We start from the raw sequence: 12,293 nt of genomic DNA, 5'->3' as shown, positions 1-12,293 counted from the left end.
AAAATCCTCTAGTCTTCAATGATACGAGGGAATGATCCCAAAATTCTTGTGACCACTTCGTAGTTGATGGTTCCTGTCCAAGCTGCATGATCATCTGCGGAAATTATCTCGTTTCCTGACTTACCCAGAATCACCACATCATCACCTAGTTTTGCATCTGGGATATGAGTGATATCAAGCATGGTCATATTCATACAAATTCTTCCTAAAATTTTAGCCCGTTCTCCTCGAACGAGCATATACCCGTGATTGGAAAGTTTTCTGTCGAGTCCCTCATAGTATCCGACGGGAACAACTGCCAATTTCGTATCGTGTGTGGTTTTATAAGTGGACCCGTACCCAATAAATGTACCTTGGTTTAGGTTTTGTATGTGTTGGATCTGGGTTTTCCAACTGAGTGCGGGTTTTAACATCCCCACATCTTTTTTCATAAGAGATAAAGATAGTTTTGTCTCTAAACTTGGCCAAAGTCCATAAAGAGAAATTCCCACACGAACCAAGTCCATCCTTGCTTCGGAAAATAACATGGCAGAGGCAGAAGAGGCACAATGGCAAATTAGGTCGATAAACCCGTGTTTAGCGAATGTATCGATGGTTTCTTGAAATCTACTGAGTTGTAACATAGAATAACTATGTTCTGTAAAATCTTCTGTGCTGGCAAAGTGAGTGGCGATTCCCGAAAGAGGGAGTTTTTTTTCAAAAATTTCTTTGGCTAAAACTTCAGCAGTGTTTGTTGGGATTCCTAAACGAGACATTCCCGTATCCACTTTCAAATGGATTTTGGGAGTGGGGGAAAGTTTGGATAAAATTTCGATTTCTTCGATACGAGAGACCATCACCCAAAAGTTTTCATCTGCCAAAGATTCTTTTCTTTCTTTTAGATCGGGAATACTTCCCATAATGAGGATGGTGGCTTTGGTGAATACACGTCGAATGGACAAAGCTTCTTCTAAAGAGTTGACCCCCAAATAGTCGGCACCCGCATCGAGTGCGATGGAGGCTGTGGCAAGGAGCCCATGTCCATAGGCATTGGATTTGATGATGGCAGTAAACTTGGTTTTTGGCCCAATCAGTTTGCGAAATAAGGCGATATTATGGCTAAAGGCCGAACGTGAGAGGTAAATTCGAGATGAGAGCACGGTCCCATTTTTTTTTACTTTTCTCTTCTGTCGCTTCAGATATTTCTATTTTTGAATGTCTCCTAATCACACTGAACTTCCTTCCTTTCCCCCTTTTCATTCTTGGAAAGGGATCTCCCTGTATTTCCCCGTACAGAATGATTCCGTTTGGTTGAATTATTGTGGGACCACACCTGTTTCCACCTACGCCACCCAGATGATGAATCTCTACTTTCAAGAATATGCAAGGTTTGGTATCTTTGCCCCCAGTTTTGCCGAACCAACGATCAAAGCCGCCATCCGTGGTTACATCGCAGAAATTTTGCATTGTGATCCATCCGAGATAGGAATCGTACATAACACAAGTGAGGGGATGAATCTTTATTCCCATAGCATCCAAATTCCAAAAGGAAAACGGATTCTTGTTTTAGAAAACGAATATCCGAGTAATGTATATCCTTGGGAACATTGGAAAGAAAAGGGAGTGGGTTTAGAATTTATACCTGTGGGAAAAACCCCTGATGAATTTCTTCTCAACCTCAAAAACGAATTAGAAAAGGGAGACGTATCTATCCTTAGCCTATCACCTGTTCATTGGTGTACGGGAGTGGTTTTTGATATGGATGTTGTTTCTAAACTTTGTGAAACTCATCACACGAAACTTGTGATTGATGGTAGCCAAGCTGTAGGTCATATCCCACTCGATTTTGGGAAACTGAAAGTGGCTTTCTGTGCTTTTGCCGCCTGGAAGTGGTTACTTGGACCTCTGGGACTCGGAGTGGTGTATTTATCAAAAGAGGAATCCAAAGGTTTCCAACTGATTTTCAAAGGCCAGGCCAGCGTGGTGAACGATTCCAGTTATTTTCCCTATCGGGATGAATGGAAACCAGCTGCTGACCAATTTGAACAAAGTACAATTAACTTCAATGATTGGATTTATTTTTATGCATCTTTAAAAATGTTGTCCACCCTTGGTTTTTCTCGGGTGAGGGAGCGGATTTATGAAGTGGCGGGGATGTTTAAGGACGCTCTTCATGAGTTAGGTTTTACTTTAGAATCAGATGCTTTTCCAAATGTGAAAACGGGAATCATTGCCATCACAGGTCATAAAAATCCATCCAAGTTCCAACCAGAAGCCATCCAAGCCTTTTTAAAACAAAGGAAAATTACGGCTGCGGTGCGACTGGGCCGACTCCGAATGGCTCCTCATATTGCGATTGAAGAAGAACATGTGGCCCGAGTGAAAGAAACCTTAAAAGAATACCTAAGTCAAAGTTAGGTGAAAGGTTAATTTGATTTCAAAATGATCACTAAAATTTCTAAACTGATTGTCACTGCTTTCCCAGCTGTCCTTCTTTTCATTTCTGCCATTGGATTTGTATTTCCTGAAAAAATCATTTGGTTCAAAGGCCCTTGGATCACCTATAGCCTCGGTGCGATTATGCTTGGGATGGGACTCACACTCGAAGCAGAAGATTTTATCAGAATCTTAAAACAACCAAAACCAATTCTCATTGGAACTGTATTGCAATATACGATTATGCCAATACTCGGGTTTTCGCTTGGGTATATGTTCCAACTCCCAGAATCCTTTGCTGTAGGACTCATCCTTGTCTCTTGTTGCCCGGGAGGAACCGCGTCCAATGTAATTACGTTTTTATCCAAAGCAGATGTTCCTCTAAGTGTTACCCTAACCTCTGTCTCCACGATCCTTGGGATCATGATGACACCATTTCTCATCGCAGTGTTGATTGGCAGTCGGTTGGAAATTGACAGATGGGGTCTTGTGTTAACGACATTCCAAGTGATTTTAGTTCCTGTTGGTTTAGGATTATTTTTAAAATCAATTTTCCCAAAACTCACAAAAGAGATCCAAGATTTTTTTCCCGTACTTTCTGTACTCTTAATTGCAATGATTGTAGCTTCGATCATTGCCAGTGGAAAAGATACCATCCTAAACTCCGACTTCCGAATCTTCTTTGCAGTCATCCTTTTGCATCTAGGTGGGTTTGGACTCGGTGGAATTTTTAGTTGGTATCTGACAAAAGATGCAAAAACGGCAAAAACCATTTCGATCGAGGTGGGGATGCAGAATTCAGGGCTTGGGGCAGTGTTAGCAAGGACACATTTTCTCGATCCGAACACGGCAATTCCTAGTGCTTTATCGAGTTTGACCCACTCCCTTCTTGGGAGTTTATTTGCGACCTATTTCAGAAGGGAACCGAAAAAACCTGCTATTGTCGATTGACTATATATGGGGTCGGTACGTCATGGCATAAATTATGAGAGAAATCATAAAACTAACCTGTGTCCCATGTGCGATCCCTGGGCGGTCAAATTACTTCCAGACTAAAAACAAGAAGACAAAGTCGGAAAAACTTGTGACTAAAAAATATTGCAAATTTTGCAAATCCCATACAGATCACAAGGAAACCAAAGTCTAAGGAATAAGATGCCGAAACCAGCTGCAAAATCTTCATCCGAGAAGGGAGTGGACAAAAAGTTCATTGAAGAGGTGCGTGAGCTCCTTCAAGAGAAAAAAGAGTCCCTCTTAATCAAACTCAACCAATGGGAAGACACTAGCTCTCCATCTGGATTGAAGGAGATGGGGGATATTGCGGACATCGCATCCGAACTCAATTCAGAGGCCTTAACTTCTGTTTTGACTGAAAACGAAATTGAAACTTTACGCGAGATCGAACTTGCGTTAGAAAAGATTGAAAACGGAACCTACGGGATCTGCGAAGGGACTAAGAAAAAAATTCCAATCGCAAGACTCAAGGCAATCCCGTGGACAAGATTTACTGTGGAATTTGCAGAACAAATGGCGAAGAGCCGCAACCGTGCTGGTGGATACCGTATGGACTCTTTATCTGCTTATCCAGTCACCGGAATGGATGTGGATTCTCTCGATTAAGAGAAATCCCTTCGTCCTTTTCCTAAAAGATCTTCCGAATTCTCCCTGATCTTATAAATTTGCATTTGCTTTGCCGTGCCTTACTCTAAACTCTTTCTATCGTGAGTTTTCCAAACCGGCTGCGCTCCTTACCGTTCTTTGATCTTTTCTTTTTCTCCATCCTAACGTACTCCCTTTGGAGCCTTCATCGGTATGTGGAACCGGTTCCCGGTAATTATTTTTATCCCTCCTTTCTCTTACAATTTGCCTTTGGATTTTTCCCCCAAATGTACCAACGGAAATGGGGTCGAATCTTTACGGCTCTTGGAGTGTTTACTTTCTTACGATTGCCTTATTTGTCGGGACTCCCGATGGTGGGTTCCTACCAACTGGTCGGTTTGTTTTTAGGTTCTATTCTTGGGATCTGGACAAGAGAGATCATCCTTATCCTTCTGGGAAGAAACGAAATCGCTCTTCCCAAACAATCCGAACAGATTCTTACAGACTGGATGATTCGAAATCCCACCGGAAAATCCAATCTTCCCATTTGGTATTCTACTTACTTTGGATTTATTATCTTTTTGTTTTTCCTCGCTTTGCTTTGTCTTTTCCAATACCAGGGATTGGGTTTGGTCTCTGGTCTTGGGGTCCAGGAGTATTTGTATTTTCCTTCTCTTTCCTCTAGGGAGGCGATGGGGCTCTCTTGCAAAATTTTAGTTCCCACTGCCTTTGTGGTTTTATATCTTTTTTCGGAAGAAAGGTCCATGCCAACACCATCTAAGGATAGTTTGTCGGAGCAATTGCGGTTTGGAATTTTTATAGGTTTTGGGATTAACTTACTTGTTATGTTCATCCAATTCGTTTGGAGTTTGGAGTTTTTTTCTGAAGGAACTTTGGAAAGTGTCAAAGTAGGCCGTACAACTGGACTTTTACAAGACTCTGGATCAGCTTCCTGGATCTTCCCGATTCTATCCCTTCTTTGGATTTCAAAACTCGTTAGCATTTGGCGAAAATCCAAAGAAAGATTTAGTTTGATTCTTGCCATTCTATCTTTTCTTTTTGTGACTTGGCTTGGAGTCAAACAGGGAAAGGCTTTTTGGGTGATATGGATTATTTGTAATGCCGTTGGAATAATTCATTTAACAACGGATTTGTGGATAGTTTCTATTACCAAAAAAAGAATCATAAGGATTAGTTCTTACTTCCTCCTACCTTTGTTTTTTTTCCTTATTCTATACGGACTTAGTTTTTTAAAAAAAGATTGGGATTTGGTAGAATTGTCTAAACGTTCTATGGATTCAATTTCCGTTTGGAAAACGGAGCCTTATTTGGCTTTAAAACGAATGGATTTAGTTCGTGCGGAACTTCTTACCATTTGTATGGAAGGTATAAAAAACAATTTGTGGTTGGGGAATGGAATTGGTTCTTTTCCACTTGGTTTGCTTGATCCTCTGCGGGTTGGAACCAAAACTTCCAACGGGATGATTGATTTTCCACCTAACTTTTATTTATGGCTTATCCATGATTTAGGAATACTTGGAACCACTGTTTTTTTGTTTTATATCGGAGTTTTTTTATGGGAACGCGGGTTATGGAATCAGAGTTTGTTACTCATCATCCCTCTGTTTTTCGGTGTACAAATTCAAAACTCTGATGGGGCATTTCTCTGTTTTTATTTAATCCTACTTGGTGAAAAAGGATCTGGTTTTTCTCCTTCGTTTGATAAATTCCGAAAAACAATTTGGTTTTCACCCTTGTTACTAATCCTTTCGGTAGGTCTTCCCCTCAATTATGCTCTTTTTTATTCTGGAAAATTTTGGGATTTGGGGATTGGTTCTGAATTTAGAAAAAACCAATTAGGAGAATACCAATCAGCTGCGACAATTCCTCCAAAGCCGCCTAATTATGAATATGAATTTCATGGGAAAGTTTGGGAATGGAAACTTTCTGAATTTGGTCCTTCACGAGCAGGAAGGATTGTCTTAGAAACAAAAAGTAAAAGTTTAGTTGTCGAAATTCTTTTTTTAAACTCGGATAGGGTTATCATTAAACAAGAGTTATTTTCTGAGACTAATCAAGGTTATACTTGGTCAGGAGAATGTCCGAAAGGTGCGTCTTTTGTCAGACTTAAGTCCAGGTCTCGATTGGAATTTCGATTGCCCCGGTCCAGTTTTGACGGAAACAATCGAATCCAGTTTTAATATTTAGACCAATCTTCGGATATATAAATCCTTAGTGATTTTGGCGACGGTTTTCCCATCTTCACCAATTACTTCTGTTTCATAAGTTCGAATGGTTTTTTTCTCTTTTTTCAAGAGTTCTTTTAAATCCTCAAATTCACTATTGGGGATATGAAAGGTTGCAGTGACCGTACCTTCTCCGGGTTTTACAAAATCAATTTTTGCCCCTTTGTCCCAAACCATATAATCTTTTCCAAGATTCATCATTAGTAAAAACATAAAAAATGGATCACACATCGAATAGAGTGAACCTCCAAAATGGGTTCCCACATAGTTTGTGTTTGATAAAATAAGAGGCATAGACACTACCATTGTATTTTTGTCTACGAGTTGTGGTTGAATGTTGGCACCTTCATAGGGTTTGAACATTCGAAATGCTTGTTCAAAGCCATAGGTCTGCTCTAAAAACTGCCATAAGGGATGGACTTTGTATTCTAAAAGTATTTCTCTGTGTCTCATAATCACAAGAATGAAAATGTGGAATGATCGGTCTACATTTTCTTATTCTTTCAAAAAGGAAAAATCAAACTACACTCAAAATTTCATCTGTTTGATTGGAAATATTTTTGAGTTGTCCCTTTAAGTTTTCTGTCAGAAGTAAAATTTCTCGTTGAGCGCTATGAATTTCCTCACATTCCTGTTGAATGGTATCAGATAGTCCTTGGATATCTTCCAAACTGGTATGGATGGTAACAATTTCGCCATAAACCTCTCCAGATGTATCTCTCACACGTTCCGCAACAGCATCCAAAGTTTTTCCTTTTGAAAGAATGGCTCCACCTCTTGATTTCAATTCCTGAATGGATTGAATGACTTCAGCAATGGTTCCGTGAACAATATGGATTTCGTCAGCGATGAATTGAAATGCATTACCAGATTCAATACCTAATTTTTCTGCCTTATCGTAATCATTAATATTTTCTTTTAAAATCTTTGTGATTTGTTTTGCGTTGTTAGCGGTCACAGATGATAACTTGCCGATTTCATCTGCGATCACTGTAAATCCTTTACTTTCAGATCCGGAATGTGTGGCTTCGATGGCTGCATTGATAGCGAGAAGGTTAGTTTCTTTGGAAACTCCATTAATAAAATCAATTAACTTCAAAATATTTCCGGAGGATTCAGTGATTTTTTTAATGGTTTTATTTGTATCAGCTACCTTGATTCGTCCATCTTTGCTTAAAAAAACTAAATTTTCCATAGTCTCATTTCTACTTTGGATTTCCGCAATAACTACATTCACAATATCAAACATGATATCAATTTCTTCTGATGTTTTGCCAACAGCTTCCATAAGTTTTACTTCTTCCGTTGCAAGTAGAGAAACGATTTGATACACTCTGTCTATGTCTTCTCCTGTAGTATGAATTTTGTCATTGAGATCGATGATATGTTGGTTGATTGCATCTAACCGCATATGGAGTGAAGAACAATTTTCTAATAAAGATTCGGAATACTGTTGGATATCAATTCCATAACCTGCCAGTAAAAGCACAGGATCTACTTTTTGAAACCTTTCGCCAGCCCATGTTTTTGCGATTTTTCTTTTTTGGAAGAATAGATAGAAAAAAATTAGAGTACATATAGAAGTAATGACTCCAATTAAAATAGGAAATGGAGAAGGAAATGTCCCCATTATGAATTGTGAAATGATCATTATCACAAATCCAACTAGTATTGTTACTAAAAATCCATCCAAACGAACCAATTGTTTTGCGATCTCATATTTTTCGTTGGTAACTTCGAACTTATTTTTATTATTTCCCATTTGTTGATTCAGTTTTTTTTATTTTTTTTGGAGGAATTGGAACATTCCCCAATCTAATGGGTTAGACTATGATATTTACCAAAAGGGAAATCGAAGAACATTATCCTCTGGAAGAACGTTTGCGTTTGGAAAAAGCTAAATCGCAGAACTCAATCATTTACTGGATCAACGAACTTGTCCGCAGCCAAGTGAATGGTGCGGAAGATGTAACCAGTCTGATTGAAGTGACAAAAAATTTAGTGACTCAAGTTGAGGCATTGTACTCAGAAAAAGAAAATTCTTTTTCTAATTCAGATACAGGTCAGTCAACTCCAGCAGATATTCAGTCGATGGAAGAACAACTATCTAACTTGTATGAAGAACAAGCGAAGTTGTTTCGAAAAACAAAAACCAATTCTATGGAAGAAGTATACGCACTCATCCAGGGAATGGAAGAACAATTGAATTCAATGTATTCAGAATACGAAACATAAAAAATATAATAACTAGGAACGAAATTAATGAGCAAATTCATAGACCAAAATATCATTGGAAAACTTGGAACATTAACGCAATCCGAAGCAGATGCGGCATCTTTTGGCATTGTAAAGGTTGATGGTAGTGGGAAAATATTATTATACAATAAATATGAGTCAGAACTTGCAAATGTCCCCATCCAAACGGCAGTGGGTAAAAACTTTTTTACCGAAGTTGCCATTTGTACCAATAACCGAATATTTTATGGAAGATTTAAAGAAGGTATGGTTTCAGGAGACTTAGACATTGCGTTTAATTACGTTTTTACATATAAAATGAAACCTACAAACGTAGTGATCCATTTGTATCATGACAATCCTTCTAATACCAATTGGATTTTCGTAAAATTAAGATAATAGAAACTCATTATAATAAATAGAGTTTCTCCTGTATATATTCTTCGATCCCGGAAGCACTAGAAAAATAACTAGTGCGTTTGTCTTCTTCTGGGATTTTGTGTTTTATTTTTTTCTCTAATTTTAAAATCAAATCAGCATATTGAATCGAATCCATTCCATAATCATAAATTAAATGTTTATCCGGATCAGGTTGTATTCCCAATATGGTTTCTAAAATTTCAGGAATACTAGATTGAAAATTAATTGGTTTAGAACTTTTTGTATTTAACTTTTGCGTTTGAATCTTTTGGAATTCCAGGTTGCATAGTTTAGTAATCGTTGGATAATCAGGTTTGCTATTTGGTAGTTTCGGTAAAGAGAGGTTGGAAAGTACAACCTTCGGTATATGGCTTTCTGGTAACTCCATTCTCAAAATTTTTAAAATTTCTGGTCCAGACAAAGAACTTGAAGAAAAAAGGCCAATCGTTTCTCCCAATTCGTCTGATACAGGAACACAAACAAATTCACCTTCTAATCCTAAACCTAAAATTTCTGATTCAATTCGATCTAAGGATACTCGTTTCCCATTGTGTTTGATGATTCTGTCTTTTCTTCCAAGAAGAAACCATCCTAATTCGGACAAGTTTCCCAAGTCTCCTGTGGAATAATATTCGCTAGGTGATATGATCTGTTTTTCCCAACCTTTTTCTTTCAATAAAAAAGATTTATGAGATAAAAATGGACTTCGGATTTGGAGTTCCGTTTCTGCGATTCCTTCTTCAGAACGAATTTTTGTTTCTATTCCTTCTAAGATTTGGAATCGATTTTGTCGGAGTGGGTCACGTACACCAATTCCTCCTGTTTCTGTTGAACCGTATATTTCTGTGACAGAGATTTCGCCTAAATCACGAAGGTGGCGAGATAGTAGGACTGGAAATTTCATTCCCGATACAACCGCCGCACGGGGAAGTGGGTTTTGGGAACTTACTGTTCTCTGCAGAAATGGTGCCGATGTGATCCATAAATCACTTCCTTCAGGGTTGTTCCATTGAACCTTGATTCCCAATTGTTTTGGAATGAAAAATCCCCAAATGAGTCCGTACAAGTGGCAGAGAGGAACTTGCACATACACTTTGGTAGCACTAGTAAAAAGAGTTTGGATGTCCTGTTGGTTTACCCAATAGGAAACTTCTTTTTCAATTTCGTCCCATTCTTTCCAAACCATTTTAGGAAGGCCAGTAGAACCAGAAGTAACAAGACAAAAGGATTGTTCGGACGTAAGCGTAGGTAACGAAAAATGGTTTAGGTGGGTTTCGAGTTTGGTTCCTTTCCAGAGTGGATCCACAAGGATAGGATTTTGGGATTTTAAATCAGAATCAAAGTTTCCAGAAAGGAAATATTCGTTGGTTGCAAACCGAAGGATTGAGGCCATAAAACAAAAAATCCTCCCCCCATGGAATGAAGGAAGGATTTCTTTTGTAGGTTGGATTCTCTGTTAAGTTAAGCTGCTTGTTTTTTTTCCAATCGCTTTTTCATGAGGAACCCAAGGGCAGCTCCCACGACTATCAAACTTGCTGAAACTTCCCATGCGTTTTTGCGAACTGCTTTGATGAGGTAAGCCGAAAATCCATTATCAGCATAAAAATCACTGACGCGAACCACATAAGATGGGCGGTTAGGTGCCGGGATTTGATCCACATGTAGATACCAATCTTTATGAGCCACTCCATTGGATTGCATCCAAGAGTTAAAGAAGATATAACCGGAAGTAGACGAATTGCGAATGTCTGCACCTTCTGTTGGGTGGTTGAAGATCCCTGGGACAATGATAGCCCATGGGAAACCATTTTTATCGATAAAGGAATCTTTCCCCTTATTATCTACAAAATAACCTGGACGGTAAATTTGTCTAAAAACTCCATCTGTCTTTTGGTTGATGGCAAGGAAGTAGTTGAGATGACCACCTACAAGGTTTTTAGTCGCATTCAAATCTACTGGTTCTTCAAAGGTAATTGTCACCTGAGCCGTGACACCACGAACAAAATCATTGATCGTAAAAGTGGAACCTGCTTTCGGAGCGTTTTTGCTACCAAAAAGAGTTTTGTCAGAACTTGGAAGAATCAGAACTCCTCGTTTGAGTTGTGCTGCGTTTAAAGTTCCACCAGTACAATCTCCCGCTGCATTGGCAGTGTATTTAGAAGCAGCCGCACATCCATTCCATGGTTTGCCACTCCCATCAAGATAATTCACCTGCACTGTTGCATTGGTTGGGACATCTAAAGAAAGTCTTAATTCATGGTTGTATCCTGCACCTTTCGCTACATGGGTATAAGTTCCACGAAGTGTCTTTACTTTGTTTGTTGGAGTTTTGTCCATCTCTGTGCTAAAAACAGTTGAATGGTCATTTAAATCCGCATCTCCTGCGGAAGGATACATATCTTCAAAAGCAATGGTATATCGACCAGAGCGCGCTGTTGTTGCAAGGCTAGGATCTTCTGGGAATTCGTCGTAAGCATTTGCTACACCATCACAATCAGTGTCTACTGCCTGCACACAACCATTAACTGGTTGAAAGTTAGTTGTATCGACATTGATCACTGGGGCGACAACAACTGTTCCCGATTCTGATCCAGAACCAGTTGCTGGAGCTGGTTGTTGTACTGGAGCTGATCCTGTAATTTCGACTACTTCTCCAGTTGTTGGATTCACACCGATCACACTAATTTCAACGGTTGTGACAGTTGGAGGTACACTAATCGGAATCGTAACTGAACCGTTCGAATCTGTTGTTCCCACTCCAACTACATTTGGATCACCTGTGGTGCTTGTTTCCGTGATCGTCACTGGTGCATTTGCCACTGGTCCTGCTTCGTTTTCAACCACTACAGTGACTGGAACGGTAACATTGGTTTCAAAATTGAAATTTCCACCGTTAGTTTGGTCTACCACTACGACTGTTGTTTCATTGTTCACAGTAGTCGGTGTGGGAGTTGGAGTTGTCACAACCGGTGCAGTGGGTGGTGTCGTAACTACCGGATCAGGACTTGTTGTGGTTTGGTCACCAGTCGTAGCGCCACCGTCTGTGGTACCACCGGTTGTTTCTGTCGGAGCGGTGACTTGGTTTGGGTCAGTGGTTTCTAATCCAACCACTGTGAATGTTCCATTACCGGTATCGGCTGAAGACGCAGAAGCTTGTTGTGTGCTTCCATCACCTAAACCCAAAAATGGGAGGAGTAATAAACCTTTCTTTTTATTGGAACAGTCCAACAGCAAAAGGGGAATTGTGAAAAGAACGAACCATCGTTTCATGTTGAGAAATCCTACCTGCATAGGGAATTAAACGACAAAATACCTAAAAAAACAACGCCGATTTAATCAAATTTAGGGAAATCCATTGGATTTTTGGGGAGATGTACG

At 39.4% G+C, this 12,293-nt stretch carries 12 protein-coding genes; 7 read left to right on the top strand and 5 right to left on the bottom strand.

Annotated features, from left to right (window positions below; genetic code table 11):
• Nucleotides 1-8: 8 nt before the first annotated feature.
• Entirely contained in the window at nt 9-1,139 is a 1,131-nt protein-coding gene (gene alr, locus CLV96_RS14240) for an alanine racemase (RefSeq protein WP_004788041.1), read from the bottom strand.
• A 55-nt stretch (nt 1,140-1,194) separates the two neighbouring features.
• On the opposite strand from alr, the gene CLV96_RS14235 reads away from it, so the two are divergent.
• The 5 genes from CLV96_RS14235 (at nt 1,195) to CLV96_RS14215 (ending at nt 6,215) form a co-directional block, all read left to right on the top strand.
• Nucleotides 1,195-2,397, top strand: a complete 1,203-nt coding sequence (locus tag CLV96_RS14235; RefSeq protein ID WP_004788234.1) for an aminotransferase class V-fold PLP-dependent enzyme — start codon at nt 1,195-1,197, stop codon at nt 2,395-2,397.
• 24 nt (nt 2,398-2,421) lie between these two features.
• Entirely contained in the window at nt 2,422-3,366 is a 945-nt protein-coding gene (locus tag CLV96_RS14230; RefSeq protein ID WP_004787995.1) for a bile acid:sodium symporter family protein, read from the top strand.
• 34 nt (nt 3,367-3,400) lie between these two features.
• Entirely contained in the window at nt 3,401-3,562 is a 162-nt protein-coding gene (rpmG, locus tag CLV96_RS14225) for a 50S ribosomal protein L33 (protein WP_081581570.1), read from the top strand.
• A gap of 8 nt (nt 3,563-3,570) precedes the next feature.
• On the top strand, nt 3,571-4,035 hold the full coding sequence (locus tag CLV96_RS14220; RefSeq protein WP_004788004.1) for a TraR/DksA family transcriptional regulator: 465 nt from the start codon (nt 3,571-3,573) through the stop codon (nt 4,033-4,035).
• Between the two features lie 194 nt (nt 4,036-4,229).
• A complete protein-coding gene (locus CLV96_RS14215) occupies nt 4,230-6,215 on the top strand; it encodes a hypothetical protein (protein ID WP_004788060.1) in 1,986 nt (661 codons plus the stop codon).
• Nucleotides 6,216-6,218: 3 nt separating this feature from the next.
• Here CLV96_RS14215 and CLV96_RS14210 read toward each other — a convergent pair whose 3' ends face one another.
• Both CLV96_RS14210 and CLV96_RS14205 read right to left on the bottom strand, forming a co-directional pair.
• Nucleotides 6,219-6,713, bottom strand: coding sequence for a YiiD C-terminal domain-containing protein (locus CLV96_RS14210; RefSeq protein WP_004788131.1), 495 nt, complete (start codon nt 6,711-6,713; stop codon nt 6,219-6,221).
• Between the two features lie 64 nt (nt 6,714-6,777).
• The gene (locus CLV96_RS14205; RefSeq protein WP_004788197.1) at nt 6,778-8,022 is read right to left on the bottom strand and encodes a methyl-accepting chemotaxis protein; all 1,245 of its coding nucleotides are present in this window, start codon (nt 8,020-8,022) and stop codon (nt 6,778-6,780) included.
• Nucleotides 8,023-8,090: 68 nt separating this feature from the next.
• Here CLV96_RS14205 and CLV96_RS14200 point away from each other — a divergent pair, with 68 nt between their 5' ends.
• Nucleotides 8,091-8,495, top strand: coding sequence for a hypothetical protein (locus tag CLV96_RS14200; RefSeq protein ID WP_004787850.1), 405 nt, complete (start codon nt 8,091-8,093; stop codon nt 8,493-8,495).
• Nucleotides 8,496-8,522: 27 nt separating this feature from the next.
• Nucleotides 8,523-8,894: a PAS domain-containing protein gene (locus CLV96_RS14195; RefSeq protein ID WP_004787871.1), complete on the top strand. Its 372-nt coding sequence runs from the start codon at nt 8,523-8,525 to the stop codon at nt 8,892-8,894.
• 10 nt (nt 8,895-8,904) lie between these two features.
• Here CLV96_RS14195 and CLV96_RS14190 read toward each other — a convergent pair whose 3' ends face one another.
• Both CLV96_RS14190 and CLV96_RS14185 read right to left on the bottom strand, forming a co-directional pair.
• Complete coding sequence (locus CLV96_RS14190) at nt 8,905-10,308, bottom strand: AMP-binding protein (RefSeq protein ID WP_004788138.1); 1,404 nt, start codon at nt 10,306-10,308, stop codon at nt 8,905-8,907.
• A gap of 68 nt (nt 10,309-10,376) precedes the next feature.
• Nucleotides 10,377-12,185 (bottom strand): LruC domain-containing protein, encoded by a 1,809-nt coding sequence (locus tag CLV96_RS14185; RefSeq protein WP_040917463.1) that lies wholly within the window; start codon nt 12,183-12,185, stop codon nt 10,377-10,379.
• Nucleotides 12,186-12,293 lie beyond the last annotated feature (108 nt).

This window comes from Leptospira meyeri, from assembly GCF_004368965.1.
In the GTDB taxonomy this organism is placed as follows: Bacteria; Spirochaetota; Leptospiria; order Leptospirales; family Leptospiraceae; genus Leptospira_A; species Leptospira_A meyeri.
This window is presented reverse-complemented; position numbering and strand designations above follow the sequence as displayed.

Excerpts from the sequence above, each read along its gene's own strand:
- CLV96_RS14235 (WP_004788234.1), top strand. The coding sequence starts at position 1,195 with ATGTCTCCTAATCACACTGAACTTCCTTCCTTTCCCCCTTTTCATTCT.
- CLV96_RS14230 (WP_004787995.1), top strand. The coding sequence starts at position 2,422 with ATGATCACTAAAATTTCTAAACTGATTGTCACTGCTTTCCCAGCTGTC.
- rpmG (WP_081581570.1), top strand. The coding sequence starts at position 3,401 with ATGAGAGAAATCATAAAACTAACCTGTGTCCCATGTGCGATCCCTGGG.
- CLV96_RS14220 (WP_004788004.1), top strand. The coding sequence starts at position 3,571 with ATGCCGAAACCAGCTGCAAAATCTTCATCCGAGAAGGGAGTGGACAAA.
- CLV96_RS14210 (WP_004788131.1), bottom strand. The coding sequence starts at position 6,713 with ATGAGACACAGAGAAATACTTTTAGAATACAAAGTCCATCCCTTATGG.
- CLV96_RS14205 (WP_004788197.1), bottom strand. The coding sequence starts at position 8,022 with ATGGGAAATAATAAAAATAAGTTCGAAGTTACCAACGAAAAATATGAG.
- CLV96_RS14200 (WP_004787850.1), top strand. The coding sequence starts at position 8,091 with ATGATATTTACCAAAAGGGAAATCGAAGAACATTATCCTCTGGAAGAA.
- CLV96_RS14195 (WP_004787871.1), top strand. The coding sequence starts at position 8,523 with ATGAGCAAATTCATAGACCAAAATATCATTGGAAAACTTGGAACATTA.
- CLV96_RS14190 (WP_004788138.1), bottom strand. The coding sequence starts at position 10,308 with ATGGCCTCAATCCTTCGGTTTGCAACCAACGAATATTTCCTTTCTGGA.
- CLV96_RS14185 (WP_040917463.1), bottom strand. The coding sequence starts at position 12,185 with ATGAAACGATGGTTCGTTCTTTTCACAATTCCCCTTTTGCTGTTGGAC.